Source organism: Bacillus sp. PK6-16, assembly GCF_056530295.1.
This window is the reverse complement of the sequence record NZ_CP096511.1, coordinates 1640202-1665837: the sequence shown is the minus strand read 5'-3', so window position 1 is coordinate 1665837 and position 25636 is coordinate 1640202. Positions and strand designations below refer to the sequence as shown.

Annotated in this window: 17 protein-coding genes; 4 read left to right on the top strand and 13 right to left on the bottom strand. The window is 34.5% G+C overall.

Annotated elements, in window-relative coordinates:
- Window positions 1–23: 23 nt before the first annotated feature.
- Window positions 24–1865: a S8 family peptidase gene (locus tag M1D66_RS08640; RefSeq protein ID WP_000689205.1), complete on the bottom strand. Its 1842-nt coding sequence runs from the start codon at window positions 1863–1865 to the stop codon at window positions 24–26.
- Between the two features lie 291 nt (window positions 1866–2156).
- Between M1D66_RS08640 and M1D66_RS08635 the strand changes: the two genes are divergently transcribed.
- The 3 genes from M1D66_RS08635 (at window position 2157) to M1D66_RS08625 (ending at window position 6975) form a co-directional block, all read left to right on the top strand.
- Entirely contained in the window at window positions 2157–2954 is a 798-nt protein-coding gene (locus tag M1D66_RS08635) for a cell wall hydrolase (RefSeq protein WP_000771175.1), read from the top strand.
- A gap of 265 nt (window positions 2955–3219) precedes the next feature.
- Entirely contained in the window at window positions 3220–4557 is a 1338-nt protein-coding gene (locus tag M1D66_RS08630; protein ID WP_000272403.1) for an NAD(P)/FAD-dependent oxidoreductase, read from the top strand.
- Between the two features lie 498 nt (window positions 4558–5055).
- Complete coding sequence (locus tag M1D66_RS08625; RefSeq protein WP_000791014.1) at window positions 5056–6975, top strand: LTA synthase family protein; 1920 nt, start codon at window positions 5056–5058, stop codon at window positions 6973–6975.
- Window positions 6976–7042: 67 nt separating this feature from the next.
- Here M1D66_RS08625 and M1D66_RS08620 read toward each other — a convergent pair whose 3' ends face one another.
- A complete protein-coding gene (locus M1D66_RS08620) occupies window positions 7043–9826 on the bottom strand; it encodes a dynamin family protein (protein ID WP_049107479.1) in 2784 nt (927 codons plus the stop codon).
- 504 nt (window positions 9827–10330) lie between these two features.
- Between M1D66_RS08620 and M1D66_RS08615 the strand changes: the two genes are divergently transcribed.
- The gene (locus M1D66_RS08615; RefSeq protein ID WP_000461138.1) at window positions 10331–10516 is read left to right on the top strand and encodes a hypothetical protein; all 186 of its coding nucleotides are present in this window, start codon (window positions 10331–10333) and stop codon (window positions 10514–10516) included.
- 263 nt (window positions 10517–10779) lie between these two features.
- Here M1D66_RS08615 and mutL read toward each other — a convergent pair whose 3' ends face one another.
- The 11 genes from mutL to rny form a co-directional block, all read right to left on the bottom strand.
- Window positions 10780–12723 (bottom strand): DNA mismatch repair endonuclease MutL, encoded by a 1944-nt coding sequence (mutL, locus tag M1D66_RS08610; protein WP_242555102.1) that lies wholly within the window; start codon window positions 12721–12723, stop codon window positions 10780–10782.
- An 8-nt stretch (window positions 12724–12731) separates the two neighbouring features.
- Window positions 12732–15404, bottom strand: a complete 2673-nt coding sequence (gene mutS, locus M1D66_RS08605; RefSeq protein ID WP_000196026.1) for a DNA mismatch repair protein MutS — start codon at window positions 15402–15404, stop codon at window positions 12732–12734.
- Window positions 15405–15584: 180 nt separating this feature from the next.
- Entirely contained in the window at window positions 15585–16127 is a 543-nt protein-coding gene (gene cotE / locus M1D66_RS08600) for an outer spore coat protein CotE (RefSeq protein WP_001288799.1), read from the bottom strand.
- 124 nt (window positions 16128–16251) lie between these two features.
- On the bottom strand, window positions 16252–16683 hold the full coding sequence (locus M1D66_RS08595) for a YlbF/YmcA family competence regulator (protein WP_000870461.1): 432 nt from the start codon (window positions 16681–16683) through the stop codon (window positions 16252–16254).
- Between the two features lie 3 nt (window positions 16684–16686).
- A complete protein-coding gene (miaB, locus tag M1D66_RS08590) occupies window positions 16687–18216 on the bottom strand; it encodes a tRNA (N6-isopentenyl adenosine(37)-C2)-methylthiotransferase MiaB (protein WP_001005379.1) in 1530 nt (509 codons plus the stop codon).
- Between the two features lie 431 nt (window positions 18217–18647).
- Window positions 18648–19514 carry a 2-oxoacid:ferredoxin oxidoreductase subunit beta gene (locus M1D66_RS08585; protein ID WP_000190155.1) on the bottom strand — a complete coding sequence of 289 codons (867 nt, stop codon included), beginning with the start codon at window positions 19512–19514 and terminating at the stop codon, window positions 18648–18650.
- The gene (locus M1D66_RS08580; RefSeq protein ID WP_000625418.1) at window positions 19501–21258 is read right to left on the bottom strand and encodes a 2-oxoacid:acceptor oxidoreductase subunit alpha; all 1758 of its coding nucleotides are present in this window, start codon (window positions 21256–21258) and stop codon (window positions 19501–19503) included. Before M1D66_RS08580 ends, M1D66_RS08585 begins: the two co-directional genes overlap by 14 nt.
- Window positions 21259–21482: 224 nt before the next feature.
- Window positions 21483–22406 (bottom strand): dipeptidase, encoded by a 924-nt coding sequence (locus M1D66_RS08575; RefSeq protein ID WP_000688045.1) that lies wholly within the window; start codon window positions 22404–22406, stop codon window positions 21483–21485.
- Window positions 22407–22465: 59 nt separating this feature from the next.
- The gene (gene spoVS, locus M1D66_RS08570) at window positions 22466–22726 is read right to left on the bottom strand and encodes a stage V sporulation protein SpoVS (RefSeq protein ID WP_000404341.1); all 261 of its coding nucleotides are present in this window, start codon (window positions 22724–22726) and stop codon (window positions 22466–22468) included.
- Window positions 22727–22875: 149 nt separating this feature from the next.
- The gene (locus M1D66_RS08565; RefSeq protein WP_001221095.1) at window positions 22876–23670 is read right to left on the bottom strand and encodes a TIGR00282 family metallophosphoesterase; all 795 of its coding nucleotides are present in this window, start codon (window positions 23668–23670) and stop codon (window positions 22876–22878) included.
- 162 nt (window positions 23671–23832) lie between these two features.
- Complete coding sequence (gene rny / locus M1D66_RS08560) at window positions 23833–25395, bottom strand: ribonuclease Y (RefSeq protein WP_000204911.1); 1563 nt, start codon at window positions 25393–25395, stop codon at window positions 23833–23835.
- Between the last annotated feature and the right edge of the window lie 241 nt (window positions 25396–25636).

The following is a 25636-nucleotide window of genomic DNA, read 5'->3' as shown; positions in this document are numbered from 1 at the left end:
ACTTCATCTGAAGTTCCTTTTACTTATTTTATGTTCAATACGTATGAACCATCTTTATTCTCATATTTATAGACGTATAAATAATATTTACCTGGCTTTGCATTATAAGTTCCTTTAACTACATTGCCTTCATTTTCACCATATGCTACATAGTTATTTAAATCTGATTCATGATGAAGTACCCATGTCATTCCGATATTTTGTTCATTTAGTAGAGAAATATTAATATTTTCCGGCGAGTCAATTTGGAAAGTAAATACATCTACTCTATCACTATTATGTAGCGTTCCTTTCACCGGTGTATGAAAGTTAACTTTATTTGCCTGTCTAGGATCATTATTTGGTTCATTTTCTGTTACTTGTAATTCATTCCCACCGTTTGGTTTTCTTTGTTCATAGCCTAAGTTTACTAGTATAGACTTCAAATCTGGTAAAACACCAATTTTATCTGCATATGGATCTTTAGATTTTGTTCCTGTGCTCTGGTTGCTTAATATTGCTCTTAGTTCACTAGGTCTATATGGTTGTCCTAAATTTTCTTTAGCAATGCTTTGTACTAAAGTCGCTGCCCCAGCAATAATTGGCGAAGCACTAGATGTTCCGCTAAAGCTTGAAGTATAAAGATTTACAGCACTTCTACTTTGTTCAGCTGTAGTTGTATCTACATTTTCTCCCCATCCGTACACATCAATACGGCTTCCATAATTCGAAAACCACATACGTTCATGAGGGAAAGATGAAGAGCCAGCGCCTACCATAATTGCACCCGAATCTTTAAAATCTTTACTATTACGATTTAAGACTTGCTTACCTTTTCTATCTTTGAACTGGTCTAAATCATTCCACCCATTTGCTCCAGCCTCTATAATTACAATCCCTTTATCTGTACCAGCACGAATTGCATCAAAGATATCTGGTTGTACTTCAACAGGTAAATATTTATCACCATATCCATCGAAAGATGCTTGCGCCTCTAACAATAAAACATCCCCAGCTTCTAACTGATTTACAGCGCTTAATATTGCATCAGCCGTATTATACTGTCCGTTATCTCTTATTTGAGAGATAACCTTTGCTTTCGCTTTTGGCGCAATCCCAATATTCCCGACTTCATTGTCCTCAGAGGATACAATTCCTAGTACAGACGTCCCATGACCGACATGCTGATCTATATTTCTTCCAGACATTAATTCAATATTTTGATGTAATAAATCCTCATGATTTAATAGCCATCCGTATTCCATATCAACAAAAGTGATACCATTTCCATTACCGCCTTGAATTTCCCAGGCGAAAGGCGCATTAATACCGTATGGGGCCGCTTCAAGATAACCTTGCTTTTTAAATCTAGGATTGTTACTAGGATTAAGAGCTACACTTGATGATTGCACTTCAGGTGGCATTATTTTCTCTTTTCTCTTCATATATGCATCTTCTATTAAAGAAGATGCCTTTAACTTATCTACTATTTCTTCTTCATACCCACTATTTTGATTTTGAAGAATATAGTAGTTTAATAAACTTGTAGATACATGATTAGGTGCTTTCACTTCAAGGTTTTGTATTTGTTCCGGGCTTACAGATGTGAATAAACGAGTAAATGTTACATCTGGATATTCTGTCAAAAGATCTTTTATTACTTTATCATTCGTTTGAGATTGTATTTGTTTTTCAATACCATCTTCATATGGCAAATCCAAATCCGCTTTAAATTTTACAATGATTTGCTTATCTGTTTCTTGTTCTATCCCTGATTTAATCTGCTGTTCTATAGAATCAGCATGTACACTATTGATAGTACCTCCTGTTCCTAAAAGTGCTGTAATCATTACAGTTGACGCACACATTTTTTGAAATATTTTCATTCCATTAATCCTCCTATTAATAATTAATTATTATATTAATCTATAATGATTTTATTTCTATAACGTATTCCCTTTCTACTAAATAGATTATAGTAATCAGAAATATGAACTTCAATGTATTTTCATATGCAATATTTCATATTCGGACTCTACACTACACGAATATGAAACTTATAGTGATTATTTATTTTATATGTGCTAATATACTTACATTAATATATTACGCATATATACATTTCAAACTACATTACTTAATAGTTTCACCTTAATTTTTTCTTAGGAGGATTTACAATGAAATTACTAAAACTAAAACATATAATCCCTTTATCTGCAGCTGCAATTACATTCGTATGTAGTCAAAGCACAGCTGAAGCTTCTACCATTCATACAGTAAAAAAGAACGATACACTTTGGGGCATTAGTAAACAATACGGAGTTTCAATACAATCCATTAAACAGGCTAATAATAAAGGAAACGATCAAACCTTTATTGGCGAACAGTTACATATTCCAGGGTCCGTGAAATCAAATGAAATCACTGTTCCTCAAAACGCCAAGCCAGCGAACATTTCTGGACAAATTATTTATCAAGTACAACCGGGAGATTCATTAGAAACGATAGCAAGGCGTTACAATGTCACTGTCCAATCTATAAAACAAATGAACAATACAGTCGGAAACAAGCTTTATACAGGACAACATTTAAAAATCAACTCAAGCATTTCACAAAAAGAAAAAGACTTAATGGCACGCTTAGTTACTGCTGAAGCAGGTGGCGAATCGTATAAAGGAAAAGTAGCAGTAGCGAAAGTTATACTAAATCGTGTAAATGCAAAAGGTTTTCCAAATACAATAACAGGCGTTATTTATGAACCTATTAAATACGGATATGCATTTACTCCTGTTACAGATGGAAGAATTAATCAGCCTGCAAGCGCAGAAGCAAAAATGGCTGTAGAAGAGGCTATCTCCACAAATGGAGTACATTCTGACTGGCTTTATTTCTACAATCCAAAAACATCAACAGACAAGTGGATTACGACACGTCAAACAGTAGCAGTAATTGGTAACCATGTGTTTGCTAAATAAGATTTAAAATCATTAACAGACCTTTTCACTTAAAAGGTCTGTTTTTTTCTATGTAAGATGTTATTAATCATATGACATAGTTATTTTTCAAACTATTTTTTCTTTCAAATAAAAATTTTTGTATTTACTCCACCACTCGTAGAAATTAATAAAGCATCAAGTTCAAAAACTCCCACTTTATTAATAAAAGCTATTTCTTAACTTCATAAAATTGTTATACACTAGAAAAATAAAAAACAAACTATTCGTTAGCAGGTGGAAGAATATGTATGATGTTACGATTATCGGCGCTGGAGTAAGTAGCATTTTTATGGCTTATTCACTAGCTAAAAGTAACAAAAAAGTTTTAATTCTTGATAAAGGTAAAGCGCTAGAAGATCGCCATTGTCCTTTAGACGAAGGAAAAGTGTGTAATTGTACTACATGTGATAAATATTTCGGGTTTGGTGGTTTAGGCAAATCTGAAGGGAAATTTAATTATACAAACGGATTTGGCGGAGAACTTGAGAAGAAAGTCGGTAAAGAGGGTTTTATACAACTCATGGCTGAAGTAGATGAAATTCTATGTCAGTTTGGTGGAAGTTCGGTTTCAAAATATTCTACTGAAAATTCAAGTCTCACTAAGAGAGCTGAAGCGTGTGGTTTACAAATGCTAACAACAGAAGTAAGACATCTTGGTACTACACTTTCCAGTAACATTTTTCAGCAGCTCTATGAATTTTTACTGACGAAAATAAAGATCCAATTTCATATAGATGTACAACATATTCTGAAACAGGAAGATCATTTTACAATAGAGACAAATCAAGGAACAGTTCAAACTAAGCAACTAGTATTAGCAACTGGGCGCTCTGGAGCCGATTGGTTAAAAGAAATGTGCAGTTCCCTAAATATTTCTCAGGAGCAAACACGTGTAGATTTAGGAATTAGAGTAGAAATGAAAGAACATCAATTACGCTCTATATTAAAAGATACTTTTGAAACAAAACTTTCTTATCAAGGTGAGCATTTCATAGCAACTACTTACTGTATGAATCCAAAAGGACGCATCATTCGAAAGTACGAAGAAGGTTTAGTTATGCCTGACGGTCAAAATTTTCGAGAGCAAGGAACTGGCACTTCTAACTTAAATTTCACTTTATTTATTCCTCGCTATTTTCCAACTCTCAAAGAAGCAAATGTATACGCAAGTTCAATTATTCAAGGCATTAACCAAGGACGAGATCGGATTGTTATACAGCGCTTAGAGGACTTACTAAAGAAACAACCTACGGTGGAAAACAGCATGGAACATAATCGTATACAACCTACACTACAGGGAGATTATGGAGATTTGAATCAAGAAATTCCTCAATTATATATTGAAGGGCTAAAAGAATTTTTATTACGTTTAGAACAATTTATACAAGAGCCTATCGATCAACATACTTTACTATATGGAATTGATGGAAAGTTCTATGCTCCTACGATAAAAATTAATAATCATTTTGAAACTAGTGTACATGGGCTATTTTTAATTGGAGATTGTTCAGGCGTTACGCATTCATTATCTCAAGCAGCTGCAAGTGGTCTGTATGTTGGAAAGTACTTATCTGACATTTAATTTTTATCATTAAGATGTCAATCAAATATTTTCAATTTCAAAACACTTTACTTATATAGTAAAAGTATATTAATAAGTCCCCTACCCTTCACGGCTAATGATTAACAGACAAAAAATCTTGATTTTACAAAATACATATGTAATATAACTGTATATTTAAAACGATTGACATTCAATTCTAATAAATTGAATGTCAACCGTTTTAAAAGTCTCTATCCATTTTCACTTTTATTTGTTCGATATTTTGTAACATCATCATAGTGTTTAATATGGTAGGATGTCTATAAGTCAATTTCACTACAACTATGACTTGTTCTGCCCGTTTCTCAAAAAGAGTTATATTTATGCTACTACGCTTTAAAAAACCCCATTATATATATGAATACTTCAAATTATTCCCTTTAGAAAACAAAGTCTAAATGGTTCATTACACTCTAATAGTTATAAAAACATAATATATAACTTTAGTTAAATAAATTATATAAAGAAGGTGTAAAAATGAAGAACAAAATAAATTTACAAATACAAAATATAAGTTTTGTTATAATAATGGGTTTAGCAGTATGGTTAAAAACATATCTTATTACGCGATTCAGTTTTGATTTAAAAATCGAGTCTTCGACGCAAGAGCTCATTTTGTTTATTAGCCCTCTAGCCGCATCATTAGCATTTGTTGGATTAGCATTATTTGCAACTGGTGAAAAGCGAAATTATATAGCGCTCTGTATTAATTTCTTATTAACAATCGTGCTTGTTGGAAATGTAATGTTCTATGATTTTTATAATGATTTCGTTACATTACCAGTACTTGGACAAACCTCAAACTTTGGCCAATTAGGCGGCAGTATTATAGAAATATTAAACTACAAAATTATACTCGCATTCGTAGACATTGTTTTCTTCTTTATTTTATTAAAAAAGAAATCATTGGTCTTTAAAACAGAACGTGTAACTCATTCTACGCGCTTGTTATACTTTCTTTTAACGATTGGTGTATTCTTTGCGAATCTACATCTTGCAGAAAAAGAGCGCCCTGAATTATTAACAAGATCATTCGACCGAGTCATGCTTGTCAAAAATTTAGGCTTATATACTCACCAAGTATATGACTTAACACTGCAAGTAAAAGCTGGGTCACAAAAAGCACTTGCTGATAGTAGTAAATTACAAGAAACTGAAAACTACGTAAAAGCAAATCAAAGCGAGCCAAACCCTAATATGTTTGGTGCAGCGAAAGGAAAAAATGTAATTGTCGTCACTCTTGAATCCTTGCAGACCTTCTTAATAGGCGCATCAGTGAACGGGCAAGAAGTTACACCATTCCTAAATGAATTCATAAATGAAAGTTATTACTTTGATAACTTTTTCCATCAAACTGGTCAAGGGAAAACATCTGATTCTGAATTTCTAATCGATACGTCGTTGTATCCATTAAATCGAGGAGCTGTATTCTTTACACACGGTAACAATGATTATACTGCAACTCCAGAAATTTTACGTCAGCAAGGTTATTTCACTTCTGTATTTCATGCGAATAACGCAACATTTTGGAATCGTAATATTATGTACTCCGCTCTTGGTTATGACCGTTACTATAATGAACTTGATTACAAAATCACGCCAGAAACAAATTTAAATTGGGGATTAAAAGATATCGAATACTTTGATCAATCAGTAGATATATTAAAAACTGTTAATCAACCATTCTATGCTCGTTTCCTTACTTTAACAAACCATTATCCATTTACGTATGATGAAGATACAAAATTCATTGAACCATACAACTCTGGTAATGGCGTATTTGATCGTTACATCGTAACAGCACGTTACTTAGACGAATCCATTAAAAAATTTATTGAACGTCTAAAGGCCGAGGGGCTTTACGATAATTCTATTATTGTGTTATACGGTGATCATTATGGCATTTCCGAAAAACATAATCGTGCAATGGCACAGTTTTTAGAAAAAGATCAAATAACAGAATTTGATACTTTAAATTTACAACGTACACCTTTATATATTCATATTCCTGGACAAACAGAAGGTCAAACTATTTCAAAGCCTACGGGACAAATCGATATGAAGCCTACTATTCTAAATTTATTAGGTGTTGATTCTACGAATGATATCCGTTTTGGCCATGATATGTTTTCAGATGAATATACTGGCTTTGTTGTTTTACGTGATGGTAGCTTCGTTACAGATAAGTATGCATACAAAAACAACACTTTCTACGACCGTATAACAGGTGAAATTGTAGATTTACCAAAAAAAGAAGCTCAAGCCCTCATTAAACGTGCACAAAATGAATTACGAATGTCTGACAAAATTATTGAAGGCGATTTATTACGTTTCTCAGAAAGTAATAAAATTAAAACTGGCGAAGTACAAACTAAAATTAAAGAAACAGAAAAATAATCTATATGAAAAAGGAGCAACTTATTACAGTTGCTCCTTTTTACTTTCTTATAACACATCAGATTTTTTATTCTACGCTTGTTTCTAAAACTACATCCGCAAAAGTATTATTATCATCTATATTTAAAATCACTTCACATTGACGCAATCTCAATTCAAAGAGCATGATAGAATCGTGATAGATTTCAGGATTTGATTTCATCTTATGTAATATCTCTTGTTTTTCTTGTATTTCTAAATGCGTGTTTTCTACAGCTTGCTTTAAGGAGTTAAATGGATTCCTAAAGAATATATTAATATCTCGCTCTTGTGTGTTTTCAAACAGCTCAAATTGCAAGAAAAATTTCTTCATAATAGAAGCCGTTACTTCAGTATAATCTTCATTTTCTACATACTGTTTGTATTTGTTATATAGCATAGATTTATTTTTAGGAAGAACTCCAAATAATTTACCGGCACTTTTCAGTAAAAATTGTGCTGGCGTAAATCGACGTAAAATATTTACTTCATCCATTTGTATTCTAGTCGTCATCCTGTCAGTATCTCTGCGCCAGTCATCAAGTACTTTAAAGTCACATTCTAACTGTATTCTATTTTCTCCAAATAGTGAATTAAGCCCTTCACTAAGTTCTTCTAAATACGTTTGACTTTGAAGAAGCTCATTATTAGAAGTTGCAATCCAATTTTGCATAGAAAGAGCCAGATTAGGTAACACAGTTTGTTCTAAATATTTATGCACTCTTTCATTCATTGCTTTATTTAGTTCCGTATCCATGTGCCCGAAATCACTTTCTTCACTAATTAAATTAGAACAGCTCTTTAATATCTTCGGAATATTTTCAGTAAGATCATTTGTAATTTCAGTCTTCATTGAACGATATGATTGTGTAATGAAATGAATTTTTTCCCTCTCAAATGTAGTAAGGTTATTAATGCTACCGTTTAGTTTCACTAGCATATCTTCATTCCAATTAATAGCATCCACCAGATTATTTTCTTTCTCAACACGTTTATCCAAAAGATATGTAATTGTTTTTCGAATGAAAAATAATAACTTTTCAGTACGTTCTGCATCGATATTTTTATGATTAAAGTTAAAATGAATAAACTCAGTTAAATCATTTAATTGTTGACTACTTGTATATAACGAGGAATAAGGGAAAATTCTCGCATACGGGAAATATGTGTTTATTCTCGTTGCCGTATCATGTAATACCCTTTTCACTTCTGCTTCACTGTAAATGTTATCGATTTTATTTAATAAGAAATGAATTTGTAAATTTGGCGTATGCTCTTGAATACTTAATAGAATGTCACGTTCTTTATCAGTAAAAGGTGAATCCGCATTCAATACGAACAGTAATTCGTCTACAGAATTTAAATATTCGAATATCTCATCTCTAGTGTCGTTATTCCTATTAAAGCCAGGTGTCACTACAAATGTAAGTTTATTTTCATTTAAAAATCTGCATGGTAATTTAAATTCAACACACGCTCTATCTCTATATGTTTGATGGTGCTGAGACATCATATTATGGTAATCAGAGACATCTTCCGTTGTTGTAATTGCTGAGTCTGTTATAGCGTTTATTTCTATATGAGCATCATTTTTTAAAACTACTACATTTGAAATTGATTTTTCTAATATATTTTCTCCTAATATAGAGTTAATAAATGTAGTTTTTCCGTTCCCTGAAGTTCCCGTTACTAAAATACGATTTGTTCTTAAATCTGCGAGCTCGTCAACTAACCATTTAAATCGGTGACCTATTTCTATATTCTGCTTTTGTGCCCACTGTGTAATAGATTCAAAAAGGTGTAAGCTGTACTCTAAGCCATTTACATGATTAATAGAATGTGACAGTAAGTTTTCCGCATGTTCTATATTTGCTGAATCTATTTTGGAAGGGAAAATCTCATCCCATGCCAATACAGCTGCAGATGGAAATACAGCATAAGATGGATTGACTACCTTTAACCAATTTGCTAACAGATTTGGTATGATATCGTTTAATTGTCTAAGCGTATATTGACCTTGAATTAATGCAAAGTACGTTTCTTCGTAAAGAGCAGAAACTTTGTTCCATATATCGGACGAATGTATTTCAATATGTAAGAAAAATTCATTTATTGTGTTAAGCCACAATAAGTAATTTTTTTCATTTTTATAACTGTTCCAGAGTGATGAAACCATTTGCGTAAATTGTACTTGATCTACATTATTTAATGTAGCTAATGCATCATAAAAATAGTCTGGTGAAATATGTTTAGTAAACCCTTTATCGATATATCCTTTTAACACCTCAAACCAAGGATACGATTCTATGCGAATTAACTCATTCACAGCAAGCTCTACTGCACTATCAAAATCTTGCTGTTCCTCATAAAAGGAACGGGCAATTTTTGTGACATTCGGATAATCAGGATTTAAAGAAACTGCTTCTTTAATAACACCGAAAGCTGAGTCAAAATTATTTTGCTCAATGTAAAGAGAAAGTAATTGTAGTCTAATTTCGGTCATCAATATTTTATTATCAGTAGTAATAGAAGTATAAATATTTTCAGCAAATGATAACTGATTCAGTTCGAAATAAGCATCCGCAATATTTTTTTGTGCCCATGGTGCTAATTCATTACTAACCTTCTCCCATTTAAAAATAGCTGCTTCAAAATCTTGATGACGATAATAAAATTCACCTTGTGCAAAACGAATATAAGACCCATCAGAAATCTCATTTTTTTCTTCGTTTACATAAGCTTGTCCAAGTACGTCAAGAGTTGGTTTTGTTTCATTCTCCATTAGGAATGTTTCATAATACATCTTTTTTATTAATTGTTTTTCTAATCTCATCTTTTCCCCCACTATATCTTGAAAATACATTTTTAAGATATGTCAATACTTTTTGTATGTATGCTTTTTATCTTAACAAAGAATATCTTTTGGAAAATTTCATTTTCCTTTCATTTTTCAAGTTAGATTGAATTTTTATGAGAAAAGTTTCAGTTTTTTTTCAATTCCCTTTCAGTTATGAAACAGCATTAAATGTTCCTAATAACCTAATAACACTATAATATTCCACATTATATTATCAGGAAAACCCCATATAAACCATATTATAAAAACAATCTATATTGAATTTATATACATAATTCACTGTGCTGTCAAACAAAAAAACAACAATAGGAGCCAACAGCTATTCATACCATTTCTTTCTCAAATTGTTTTCCTTTAAAATGTTTCAGTAGTTATGTAATTAAATTCCATTAACCTATATAAATAACTAGTCCAAAAAATATCTATATGCATATCATGTTATAGTAAAGAATTTAGGAGATCCTAAAAGGAGGCATTTTCATGTTTGAAGATAAATCTAAAATAAATTACCCATATGAATTTACTGAAACTACAACAGTTCCTCTAAAGAACCCCATTGACAAAAAATTCAAGAACGGGACAGGTACACATAACTTTCCAATTAAGAAGCACTATAAAGAGCAAGTTCTATACACTGAAAAAATCAATAATAATAAAAATAAATAATTGTATAGACCTTTATAACAATTAGCCAAATAAGAAGCAACATTCAACCATGCATAGTTATTTAGTTAGTAATGATACAATTCATGCACATTTTAAAAAGTGCTGTATACAGCGCTTTTTTATACATAGATAAATTTAAGCTAACACGACCAAGAAATAAACTGTAAAATTACTCCACCATATTCTCGTTTAACTATTAAATCTACATATGAAAAGGGAGCAACAGTAAATGTTGCTCCCTTTTGAAATATAATTTATTCACTCTACATAACCCTCTTAAACATCTTCTCCAACTCATAAGTAGAATGATGCACAAGAATCGGTCTTCCGTGTGGGCATGTGTATGGGTTTGTTGTTGTACGTAATTCTTCCAGTAAGGCAAATATTTGATCGTTCGTTAAATATTGATTCGCTTTAATGGATGCTTTACAGCTCATCATGATGGCTGCTTCTTCACGTAACTTTTTAATATCCACTTTTTTTAGTTTAACAACTTGCTCCATCATTTCATCGATAATTTCTGTTTCTTGTCCTTTCGGGAACCATGTTGGATGCGAGCGGACGATAAAGGATTGATGGCCGAATTGTTCTAAAAATAGCCCAACTTTTTTTAGTTCTTCTAACTGTTCTTCGACACGTAAAAATTCAGTAAGAGATAGATCAATACGGTACGGTACAAGTAACTCTTGTACTTCTTGCGCTACCCTTCCTACTTTATCACGGAAGTATTCATAATTAATACGTTCCTGCGCGGCATGCTGGTCAATCATATATAAGCCTTTATCATTTTGAGCGAAAATATATGTTCCATGCATTTGTCCAATTGGATAAAGTGGTGGTAAGTCATTCCCGTTCATTTCAATCTCTTTTATTTCCCGAACTTCTTCTTCTAATTCCTCTAGTTCAAAATCCTCTTCATTACTGTCCCACAATTTCTCTTCTTGAATTGGTTCTTCGATTATCGGTTTAGTGGATGGTTGCCAACTTTGTTCTTCTCTTATGAGCGACTGTGGTGGTTGCCATTCTTGTTTCGGCGGTTGCCACAGTTGTGGTGGCTGTTTCACAGCCTGCGGTTCTTCTTGTTTTGCATCCATGCCAGTTGGTAAAACAATGTCCGGCATAGATGGTTCTTTCGGCTTCGCATGCTCAAACTGGAACTGTTCTTGCACACTTTCGTCTTTTTCTTTTTTCTTCGTTGTTACGCCTGCATCTGGAATGAGCTGTATTTTTTTAAATGCAGCTTGCAATGTTTCTTCGATCAGCTTTAGCAATTCTTGTTCTTTACTAAAACGAACCTCTAACTTCGCTGGATGTACGTTAACGTCAACTAACATTGGATCCATTTCAATCGATAAGAAGCCAATTGGATACCGGCCGACTGGCAGTAATGTATGGTATCCTTGCTGAATTGCTTTCATTAGTACAAAGTTTCGAACGTAACGACCATTTACGATCGTTGACATATAATTACGAGATGCTCTCGTTACTTCTGGTAATGTTACATAGCCTTTAATTGTAAAGTCTAAAGATTCAGCTTCAATTGGAACAAGCTTCTTCGCAACTTGAATACTGTAAATCGATGCAAGTACTTGTCTTACATCACCGTTACCTGATGTATGAAGCAATTTCTTTTCATTATGAAACAGTTTTAACGATACTTCTGGATGTGACATTGCAATACGATACACGATATCTGTAATATTCCCGAGCTCCGTATGAATGGTTTTCATATATTTAAGACGCGCTGGTGTATTAAAGAATAAGTTTTGTACTGTAATATCTGTTCCTTTTCGGCTCGCAGTCTTCTCTTGCTTGATAATATCTCCACCTTTAATTATGAGGTGTGTACCAGGCGCATCACCTGTGCTAGTAATTAATTCTAATTCACTAACAGAGGCAATACTCGGTAATGCCTCACCGCGGAAACCGAGTGTTCTTATGCGAAACAGATCGTTTTCATCTTTAATTTTACTCGTCGCATGGCGTTCAAAAGCGACGATACAGTCTTCTTCTGCAATACCATCACCGTTATCAATGATACGAATTTTCGATAACCCAGCTTCTTCTAAGTGGATTTCAATAGATGTACTATTCGCATCGATAGAATTTTCCACAAGTTCTTTTACGACTGAAGCAGGGCGCTCTACTACTTCCCCTGCCGCAATTAAGTTAGAGAGTTGGTCATCGAGTTTGCGAATTTTCCCCATCTACTTACTCATCCTTTCTTTAACTTTTTCTGTAAGCGATACAATTCGTTCATCGCTTCTAAAGGTGTCATATCAAGTAAATCGATTTTTTTAATTTGCGCCAATACTGCTGTTTCTTTTTGATCTAGCAGAGGTTTGTCTTGTTTCTTCGAAGACTGTTCTCCTCCAAAGAAAGATAGTTGCGATTCTTCTTCAGTCTCTACTTTCGTTTCCTGTATTTCTGCTATTTCCTCTTTTACAACTACAGGTTCTGGAGCAGCTTCTTGTACTTTCACTTCTACTCGTTTTGGAATAATAATTTCTTCCTGTCCTTCTAGCTGTGCTAACACTTCTTTCGCGCGGGCGATTAAGCTATCTGGAAGCTCTGCAAGTTGCGCAACGTGAATTCCGTAACTTTTATCTGCTGCCCCGTCTTGAATTTTATGAAGGAATACTACTTTTCCATTCTCTTCAATTGCTGAAACGTGTACATTTTTCAGTTGATCTAAACTCTCTTCTAACACCGTTAATTCGTGATAATGCGTAGAGAATAACGTTTTTGCACCAATTTGGTCATGAATATGTTCAATAATTGCTTGTGCAAGTGCCATACCATCATAGGTAGATGTACCGCGTCCAATTTCATCGAATAAAATTAAACTTCTTTCTGATGCGTTTGCAATTGCATTTTTCGCTTCTAACATTTCGACCATAAATGTACTTTGACCTGATATTAAATCATCCGCTGCACCAATTCTCGTAAAGATTTGATCAAATACAGGTAATACTGCTTCTGTTGCTGGTACGAAACAACCGATTTGCGACATAACCGTTACAAGTGCTAATTGTCTCATATACGTACTTTTACCAGACATGTTCGGCCCTGTAATTAAAAAGACATCCATATTCTCTGGCATAATACAATCATTCGGTACATACAATTTCCCGTTCAATACTTTTTCAACGACAGGATGACGACCATCTTTAATAAAGATTTCGCGCTTCGTTGTCAGTACAGGTTTTACAAACTGTTCTTCTTCACTAACTGTCGCAAAACTTTGCAGTACGTCTAATTCACTAATTACTTTCGCTAAATGTTGTAATTTCGGAATAAATACTTTTACTTCTTCACGAAGTGCTGTAAATAAATCGTATTCTAGCTGTACGATTTTTTCTTCAGCTTCCAAGATTAACGTTTCTTTTTCTTTCAGTTCATCTGTAATGAAACGTTCAGCATTAGCAAGCGTTTGTTTTCGTTCGTAGCGGCCTTCTGGAAGTGCTGCAAGATTCGCTTTCGTTACTTCAATGTAGTAACCAAAAATACGGTTGTATCCGATTTTTAACGATTTAATTCCAGTAATATCACGTTCTCTTTTTTCAAGCTCAGCAATCCACGTTTTCCCGTTTTTACTCACGTAACGATATTGATCAAGCTTGTCATTATAACCATCTTTAATAATATCTCCATCTTTAATTGAAAGCGGTGGGTTTTCTTGAATACTTCTTCCTAGTAATTCTGTTAAGCTTTCACATGGATCTGCACCTTGAATTAATCTCGATGCATAAGCGTTATCTAACAAACTAATTGCTTCTAAAATAGCTGGCACTTGAAGTAATGAACGTCTTAATTGTAATAAGTCTCTTGCATTTACGTTACCAAATGCAACTTTTCCTGCTAAGCGTTCTAAATCATATACTTCTTTTAACTTTTCTTTTAAATCTTCACGTAAGAAGTAATCATTTACAAACGTTTCAACCATTTCTAAACGCTCTTCAATTCTTTCTTTCTGTATAAGTGGACGTTCCATCCACTGTTTTAACATACGACCACCCATAGCTGTTTTCGTCTTGTCCAATAACCATAATAGTGATCCTGTTTTTTCTTTCGTCCGAAGTGTTTCTGTCAGTTCTAAATTTCGCTTTGAATGTACATCAATTTTCATAAATTGATTCGTATAATAAATTTCTACTGGTTGCAAATGATCTAAAGAACGTTTTTGCGTTCTTATTACATAGTTAAATAAACGTCCAACTGCTTTAATTAATTTTGCTTGTGAAACATTTTTCACAAGATGTTCTAATCCTTCCGGAATTGCCGTTGCATCTTCATACGAAATCGTCATTTTCAATGTTTCAGTTAACTTGTTTAGTTCATCTTTAGAAAATGAAGAATCAACAACAATTTCTTTCGAACCAGTTGCATACACTTCTAATAAAATATCTTCTACTGAACCAGTCAGTAACGTTACTGTATTTTGTCCAGTCGTTAAGTCGTTACAAGCTAATGCATATGATCCATCTTCAAAATGTGTTAATGCGGCTAAGAAGTTGTTTTCTTTCTCATCAATTGTACGCCCTTCCATCATCGTTCCTGGCGTAATTAATTGTACTACTTCACGACGTACTACACCTTTAGCTGTTTTCGGATCTTCTACTTGCTCACAAACAGCTACTTTATATCCTTTTTCAACAAGTTGTTCAATATAGTTTTTAGCCGCATGATATGGTACACCGCACATTGGTATACGTTCACTACTACCGCCATCTCGGCTCGTTAATGTAATTTCAAGTTCATGGGCTGCTTTAACAGCATCCTCAAAGAACATTTCATAAAAATCGCCTAAGCGAAAAAATAAAAAGGCATCTTGATAATCTGCCTTAACCTTTAAATATTGCTGTATCATAGGCGTATATTGAGTCATACTTTTCCTCCATAATTCTTACATGATAATCTATTTTCATATATGTCGCATTTCACGGACACTCTTATCTCCTATTTCAGGAGTCTTTCTTCATTATAACATATTTCATAAAGAATCATGTTCATTCAGCGCCACTTATGTAAAGTAAAAAGCTAGGAAGAACTTCTCCCTAGCTTTCTATTACTCTTCTTCTGCATCAACGATAAAGTTCGGATCTAATTCTTCAAATTCATCATCAGCAATTTGGAAATCATCATCTGATTCTACGCAGCCTTCAGGATTTACACTTACACAAATTTTCGTTTCTCCAACTACTTCTGTTACAAATTCACGTTCTACAGTTACAACAATTTTATTACCATTTGGTGATACAAGTGCTTCTAAACAATTTGGCGGCTGAATAACACGAGCAATAATTTCTAAATCGTCACCAGAAAAGTTTTTATCACGATAACCAATACTTACTTCGTCCGTGTAGTTCACACGTTCTGTTACAACTTCAGTCTTTGTATTTCCATCAAATGAATACCAAGTGTTCACATCATAGAAACCTTCAATTTCCACATGTTTTCCATTCTTTCTTGCTTCGTACGAGTGGTTAATTACCCAGCACCCTAAAATACTTGTTGGCTCATTATTCGATTCACATGTATGCGTTGACTTTGTATACTTACGTCCTTTTCCAACCACTGCTTTTGTAATAATCTCTCTAAATTCGGACATTCGTAACCCTCCTCAATCACTATTCACTTAATCATATGCGTGACAATAGCGGAATGTGTCATTCTTTTTTTGAGAAGACCTTACGTTTAATCCACAAAAAAAGAGATGTCAATATGACATCTCTTTAACAACCACAATTTCCTTTTTTACTTTCTACCGCTGCGCCAGTTTCACCCTTTAGTACATCGCCACCAGTTGAAATTAATATTTCATCTGTTACGTTGTTAGAAATTGTACTAGCAACTAACTGTAATAAGTCATTTACGTATGTTTGTGAAGATTTAAATTGTTGTACGACTGGAATACTGTCTAACTTATCTTGCAATGCATCAATTTCAGCTTCTACCTTTTTTAAAGCTTCCCATTTCCCGTAATGTTGCAAGTTTACTGCTTGTTTTTGCAGTGCTTTAATTTCATCGATTGCGCGCTTTACATTTTCATTTTTATGAATTTGCGCCTCTGCTTTCTTAAAAAAATCAACTTCTTCTGTTTCAGAAATCATTTTTGCTAATTCTTTCGCTTGTTCAACAATGTCATCTTTCGAATATACTTTCATCTATTATTTCACCTCAATCGGCTCTTCAACTAATTCCCCGTTAAGAGACCAAGTTTTTGCTTCCGTTATTTTTACTTTCACAAGCTGACCAATTAAAGATTTTGAAGCGACGAAGTTTACAAGTTTATTCGTACGAGTATAACCTGCAAGTACTTCCGGATTATTTTTACTTTCCCCATCAACTAACACTTCTACAATTTGACCTTTGTAACGACTATTCTTTTCAATTGCCAACGTATTTACTAGTGTATTTAAGCGTTGAAGACGTTCTTTCTTTACTTCCATCGGTACATTATCTTTCATTTTTGCAGCTGGTGTACCTTCGCGAGGAGAGTAAATGAATGTAAAGGCAGTATCAAACCCTACTTCACGATATAACGACATCGTTTCTTCAAATTGCTCATCTGTTTCATTTGGAAAACCAACGATAATATCTGTTGTTAATACTACATCTGGAATTGCTTCTTTAATTTTTCTTACAAGTTCTAAATAATGCTCACGCGAATATTTACGTGCCATAATTTTCAGCATATCCGTACTTCCAGATTGAACTGGTAAATGGATATGTTCTACTAGGTTGCCACCTTTTCCAAGCACTTCAATTAAGTGATCATCGAAATCACGTGGATGGCTCGTTGTAAAACGAATACGGGCAATATCAACTTTACGAAGTTCGTCCATTAAATCGCCAAGACCGTATTCTATATCTTCAAAGTCTTTACCATATGCATTTACGTTTTGACCAAGTAAAGTAATTTCTTTATAACCATTTGCAGCTAAATGACGAATCTCTTGGATAATATCTTCTGGACGTCTACTTCGCTCTTTTCCGCGTGTATACGGTACAATACAATACGTACAGAATTTATCACAGCCATACATAATATTTACCCAAGCTTTAATATCACCACGACGTACTTTCGGAAGGTTTTCAATTACGTCACCTTCTTTTGACCATACTTCAACTACCGTCTCTTTCGAGAACATCGCATCTTTTAGAATGTACGGTAATCTATGAATATTATGCGTTCCAAATACCATATCTACATGCTGATTTTTTTGCATAATTTTATTTACAACAGATTCCTCTTGAGACATACAACCACATACACCAATTAAAAGGTCTGGATTTCTTCGTTTGAGTGACTTTAAATGGCCTAGCTCACCAAACACCTTATTTTCAGCATTTTCACGAATTGCACAAGTGTTTAATAAAACTACATCTGCATCCTCAGTTGAAAAAGTTGGTTCATATCCAAGTGCGGTGAAAATACCTGCCATTACTTCCGTATCATGCTCATTCATTTGACAACCATATGTACGAATATAGAACTTTCTTCCTGTACCAAAATTGCGAAACTCTTCAGGTAAGCCAAAATCCCGTTCAATTTTAACTTCTTCTTTCCCGCGCTTTTTCGCATCCTTTAAGGAAGGTGGTTGATATACATTTTCAAAGTATTTACTATAATCTTTCTCTTCTTTTTTCGTAGAGGAATTTGCTTGTTGACTTGCTAATCGTTGTTGCTCGTTCATCGGTAATCTCCTTTCACCCTTAACTATACATACTCTATAGTCCATTTTAATGCGCCTAGACTCACCTCAAAAATGGTTAGATAGCTTGAGAGATAACTTGTCCTTTGAAACTTGAGTAATCAATCTAATCATTCATAAGAATGAAGTCTTCCCCACGCAAATAGACATTCCCTTTTTATCATTTCTTGTTGTCCTACCAAAAAGCATATTGCTTTATCCCTATAAACATTACCATAGTATGATGTATTTCGCCAATTTTAACAATAAAGAGGCCCTTTATTATCTTACATTTCATAAGCAATGAACTTGCCATTTTCATACAACGATTTATATATTATTTTATCATTCTGAATTTTCTAAGTAAATAAGGCTACCCTATATTTTTGTACATAAAAAAAAGGTTACCAAATCGGCAACCTCCTCTTCTTACATTACATAAATTCAGCAACAAGCTCATCAAACATTTTCTGATCCATATTTAAATCAGATTTCACTAAAGGCTCTTCACTATAGCCTTTAACAAGTTCTTGATATGATGGTTGCTTAGTATTTTGATAAATTAACCCTGTTACTAAACCGTTATTTTCCATTAAAGTTTGCATAGCCATCATGCGATTAGATGGATCATATCCCTCTACTGTGCTTAGTTTCGTTAAATTCTCTTTAAACCAATCGTAAGTATTTACTTTATTGTAAGTAACACATGGGCTAAATACGTTAATTAATGAAAATCCTTTATGGTTAATACCAGCTTCAATAATTTGTGTTAATTCTTTTAAATCACTCGAAAAGCTTTGCGCCACAAATGTCGCACCAGCTGTTAAGGCCATTTCCATTACATTTAGTGATGGTTCAATTGAACCTTGTGGTGTGCTTTTCGTTTTAAATCCAGCTTCACTACGTGGTGAAGTTTGCCCTTTTGTTAATCCGTAAATTTGGTTATCCATTACGATGTACGTAATGTCGATATTACGACGAATAGAATGGATTGTGTGACCCATACCAATCGCAAACCCATCACCGTCACCACCTGAAGCGATAACTGTTAAATCACGATTTGCCATTTTCACACCTTGCGCAATTGGAAGGGCACGACCATGAATACTATGCACACCATATGAATTAATATAACCTGAAATACGGCCTGAACAGCCGATACCAGAAATAACAGCAAGTTCATCTGGATTTAGGCCAACGTTAGCTGCCGCACGTTGAATTGCAGCTTGCACTGAGAAGTCTCCGCAACCTGGGCACCAGTTTGGCTTTACACTGTTACGAAAGTCCTTAAATGTTGCCATTTAATACAACCCCTTTTTTGCATTCGTTGTAAATCTCTTTCGGCAAGAATGGGTTTCCATCATATTTTAAAAGACTAGAAATTTTCTCACCATTACCAAGATTCATTTTCATAATGTTAGCAAGCTGACCTGTTGCATTGTTTTCTACTACTACAACACGCTTCGCCTTTTTCACAAGTGGATCGATTTCAGCTGTTGGGAACGGGTGAATTAAACGCACATGAGCATGGTTTACTTTCATACCCTCTTGTTCTAAACGCGTCATTGCCTCTTCGATCGCACCACGAGTTGAGTTAAATCCAACAAGCAATACGTCTGCTTCTTCATGCTTAACATTTTTATAAACAGGGGTATTAAACTTCAAGTTCTCCATTTTACGGAAACGTTTGTCCATTTGATCTTTACGGTTTATTGCTGATTCCGATGGTTTTCCAGTTTCATCATGTTCTACACCTGTAACATGGTGAACACCATTTTTCATACCAGGTAAAACACGTGGTGAAACGCCGTCTTCTGTTACTTCATAACGCTTGAAGTATGCTTTATTTTCACGTTCTGGTAATTCTACTTCTAAATCAAGCTTACCACGACGAATTTCCACTTTATCTAATTTAAGTGGTTCTACTGTTTGTTTTCCTAAAGAAAGCTGTAAATCTGTTAAGAAAATAACAGGAACTTGATATTCTTCAGATAAGTTAAATGCTTCTACAATGTCATAGAAAGCTTCTTCAACTGTACTTGGCGCCATTACGATTTTTGGAATTTCACCATGCGTACCGTAAATCATCGCCATTAAGTCAGACTGTTCTTGCTTAGTTGGTAATCCTGTACTTGGGCCGCCACGTTGTGTATCAACAATTACTAATGGAGTTTCTGTAATACCTGCTAAACCGATTGCTTCCATCATTAATGAAAGACCTGGACCAGCAGATGCCGTTAATGTACGAACACCAGCATAGTTTGCACCGATTGCCATTGTACAAGCTGCGATTTCATCCTCAGTTTGGATTACTGTTCCGCCGACTTTCGGTAATTTTTTAATTAAGTATTCCATAATTTCTGATGCAGGTGTGATTGGGTATGCTGACATAAAACGAGCACCACCAGCTACCGCACCAAATGCGATTGCATCGTTACCAATCATAAACATGCGTTTTTTACCATCAGCTTTTTCAAGCTGCATCATGTTTACTTTCTCACCTAGTAATTCTTTCATATATTGAGAGCCGCGTTTAATTGCGTCCATATTCTTTTGAACGACTTGCTCTCCTTTACGACCAAAGATTTCTTCAACAACATCTAAATAAGCTGTTTCATCTAATCCTAATACTGCACTTGATGCTCCAACAGCAACCATGTTTTTCATTAATGATGTGCCTAATTCTGAAGCAATATCTGTAAACGGTATCACATATAGATTTACATCTGTATTGTCAGGTATTGTTGGATTAAATTTCGCATCCGCAACTACAATTCCACCTGGACGTAGTTCGTGGAAATTAAAATCAATTGTTTCTTGGTCAAAAGCAATTAAAATATCTAAATCATCTGAGATCGCTCGTACTTCTGTTGTACTTACACGAATTTTATTATTTGTATGGCCGCCTTTTATACGTGATGAGAAGTGGCGGTAACCGTATAGGTAATATCCTAATCGGTTTAATGCAATACAGAAGATTTCTCCTGTACTTTCAATTCCTTCACCTTGTTGGCCTCCAACTTTCCATGAAAGTTGACTAATCATCTCCTACACCCCTTTTGGCTGCATTCATTGTAGTGTATTTTTTTACAGTAATAGTTTAGCATTTTTTATGCAAATAAACTACAACGGACGCAAATTATGCCTCTTCTGATTTCCCTGAATCTTTAGTATAAAGCTATTTTGTTTTTCATTCTAGTATTAGGTCTTAAAAAAAGCAATAAAATCAAATGAATTAATTTTAATTTTTCTGAATTTTAAACCAAAACTTAAAAACTCATATGTTCTACAAAATTATCATATAAAAATCGTTCTACAGTAGATGCAGCATAGTGTTTACAAAGCTCATTCATTACATTTTCATAATCTCGATAAACTGATACATTTACAACTGTTTCTAAAATCCCATCAAAATCTGAACCAAATCCTATATTGTACTCTCCACCTAATGAACAAATATATTCGATATGTCTTACTATATCTGTTATATTTGCTTCATTTTCATTCGTTAGAAACTGCGGTACAAAAGTGACACCGATCATGCCATTTTTCTTTATAAGAGCTTTAAGTTGTTCATCGTTTAAATTACGTGGGTGCTCGCAAAGTTTCATACAATTTGAGTGGGAAGCAATAGGATTTTTTGCAATCTCTATAACATCCCAAAAACTTCTTTCATTCAGATGAGACACATCAGTCCATACATGTAGCGCATTCAGTTCTTGTACAACCTGTTTACCAAAATTCGTTAAACCCGCCCCACGTGTCTCTAGCGCACCATCAGCTAAGAGATTGGCATAATTCCATGTTAGTCCAAAAGAACGTACTCCTAGGCGATACAACAACCGTAATTTCATTGCTTCTTTTCCAATTGCTTCGCATCCTTCTAGTGTTAATATCGCTCCAACCTCGTCCTGTTTTAACATGTTAATATCATCTTTTGTCTGAATAAACTTTACACCTGGTAGGGATAAAATTTCATTATAAAAAATATCTACCATTTGTAATGCTGCTTCAAATCGGTTTTCATATGCCACTGTTTCTGGTACATATATAGCAAAACATTGTATACTTCCTTTTCTTCTCTTTAACTGTTCAAATGTAATATGTAATTGTGAATCATCGTTAAAATTCCTTTTCCCTTGTGCACTCCATAACTGAAGAAGCACGTCACAATGAGCATCAAAAATTTTCATTTTCATTCCTCCATTATAAAAACAACCTGTTTGCATACTGCAAACAGGTTGTTTAAAACTTAACGAGGTTCTACAATTAATTTTATTGCTGTACGCTCTTCGCCATCAATCATAATATCTGTAAACGCTGGGATACAAATCAGGTCCAAACCACTAGGCGCTACAAATCCTCTTGCGATTGCTACTGCCTTTACCGCTTGGTTCAATGCACCTGCACCAATAGCTTGAATTTCTGCTGTTCCGCGTTCGCGAATAACACCTGCAAGTGCACCAGCTACAGAATTAGGGACCGACGTTGCTTTAACTTTTAATATTTCCATTCCGCGTTTCCTCCTCGTTTCTTTAAAAAGTATTAGCAATTATTTCACTTTAACTTATATTCACGAGGAATGGCGCGTATTCCTGCTAAATTTTCGTAATTTTTCTAAAAAATTAAAATATAATAACTTATCTAAAATTTAACGGGAATTTACTCAAAAAATGGTTGATCGTCATTAATTAAAATACGTTCAATTTTCTTTGCTTTTCCTGTATTTGGATCCACATCAATTAACACTGCACTTAATTGCGTTCTACCATTTGTTACTTCAAATCGTACTGGTAAGTTTGTTAAAAACTTCTTCAATACTGCTTCTCTGTCCATACCTAATATTCCGTCATATGGCCCTGTCATCCCAACATCTGTAATGTATGCTGTTCCGCTTGGTAAAATACGGTTATCTGCTGTAGGGACATGCGTATGCGTACCTACTACTGCTGTAGCACGCCCATCTACATACCAACCTAGCGCTTGTTTTTCACTTGTAGTCTCCGCATGGAAATCAACAAAGATAATATTCGTACGTTTTTTCGCAATATTAATTAATTCATCCACTTTACGGAATGGACAATCAATCGGAGGAAGGAAAGTACGTCCTTGTAAGTTAATAACTGCAACTTCTGTTCCATTACAGTTCACAAAGATAAGTCCTTTTCCTGGAGTTCCTTCTGGGAAGTTAGCTGGTCTTGCAAGATATTTTGCATCATCGATGAATTCAAATACTTCACGATTATCCCAAGCGTGGTTTCCAAGTGTAACTGCTTGCGCCCCACATTCTAAAAAGTTTCGATATATTTTTTCTGTAATCCCACGGCCACCTGCTGCGTTTTCTCCATTAATGATTGTTACTGTAGGTGTATATTTTTTCTTTAATGCCGGTACGTATTGTTGAATCATACCTCTACCAGGAGATCCTACTACATCCCCAACAAATAATATTCTCATATGTCTTACCCTTTCTATGTACTGCATTTTTTATTGCTATAGCATCAAGTAAATTCCTTATAATATGTTTATTATAAGTTTGTTTCACTTTTATACTATATAACTAACTGTATTTATTTTATCCAATTCCAACACAAAAAAATAAAGTGGTGTTTCACCACTTTATTTTGCGTATTCCACTGCACGTGTTTCACGAATAACAGTTACTTTAATATGTCCTGGGTAATCCAGTTCATTTTCAATACGTTTTCGGATATCACGAGCTAAACGATGAGCTTCTAAGTCATCGATTGTATCTGGTTTTACCAAAATACGAACTTCACGTCCTGCTTGAATTGCAAATGACTTTTCAACGCCTTCATAAGACTCTGAAATCTCTTCTAACTTTTCAAGACGACGAATATAGTTTTCAAGTGTTTCACTACGAGCTCCTGGTCTTGCAGCTGATAAAGCATCTGCTGCTGCAACTAAAACTGCAATGATAGAAGTTGGTTCTGTGTCACCATGGTGAGATGCGATACTGTTTATAACTACAGGATGCTCTTTATATTTCGTTGCAAGTTCAACACCAATTTCAACGTGGCTTCCTTCTACTTCATGGTCAATCGCTTTTCCGATATCATGTAATAGACCTGCACGTCTTGCTAGTTTTTCATCCTCGCCAAGCTCTGCCGCCATAAGTCCAGTTAAATATGCAACTTCCATAGAGTGTTTTAAGACGTTTTGACCATAACTTGTACGGTATTTTAAACGACCTAAAATTTTAATTAAATCTGGATGTAATCCGTGAACACCCACTTCAAACGTTGTTTGCTCTCCGACTTCGCGAATATACTCGTCCACTTCACGTCTTGATTTTTCGACCATCTCTTCAATACGCGCTGGGTGAATACGTCCGTCCTGTACTAGTTTATCAAGAGCGATACGAGCTGTTTCACGACGAATTGGGTCGAATCCAGAAAGGATTACCGCCTCTGGTGTATCATCGATAATTAAGTCAATACCCGTTAACGTTTCTAACGTACGAATATTACGACCTTCACGCCCGATAATACGTCCCTTCATTTCGTCATTTGGAAGATTTACAACCGAAACGGTTGTTTCAGCAACATGATCAGCTGCACATCTTTGCATTGCAAGAGATAAAATCTCTTTTGCTTTCTTATCCGCTTCTTCTTTCGCGCGAACTTCACTTTCTTTTACCATAACAGCGATTTCATGAGAAACTTCACTTTCTACTTTACCAAGAATAATTGCTTTCGCTTGTTCGCGTGTCAGATTGGAAATGCGCTCTAATTCTGTTTGTTGCTTTTGAACTAACTCTCCCACTTTGCTTTCCAACTCTTCAATCTGTTGTTGTCTCGCTACAAGAGATTCCTCTTTCTTCTCTAACTGTTGCTCGCGTTTATCGAGCGTTTCGTCTTTACGATCAAGGTTCTCTTCTTTTTGCATTAAACGATTTTCTTGTTTTTGTAATTCGCTTCTACGGTCACGAATTTCTAATTCAGCTTCTGTACGAAGTGTATGAATTTCATCCTTTGCTTCTAAAAGCGCTTCTTTCTTAAGTGCTTCAGCATCACGATTCGCTTCGTCTAAAATACGTCTCGCTTCATTAGCCGCACCATTAATCTTCGCTTCAGCAATAGACTTTCGAACAAAAAAGCCAACAACTGCACCGACTGTTGCAAGCAAAATGGAGATGAGTATCCAAACTGTACTCGTCATGATTTCACCTCCCCTTGCTATGAATGAAAAAAGACTGTCGGCATGTACATTGAATTACAACATACAGCAAAGACCGTCGTCCCGCTTTTTTAAGGGACTTTCTTCATTTCACAATTAAAATGTCATATTATTATTTCGGTAAGATTTAAACCTTACTCCGAATATTACTTCTCTTCTTGAGAAGAGTATATTGTATATAAGAAAAAATATACATTCTCATTGTATCTATCGTAATTTTCAT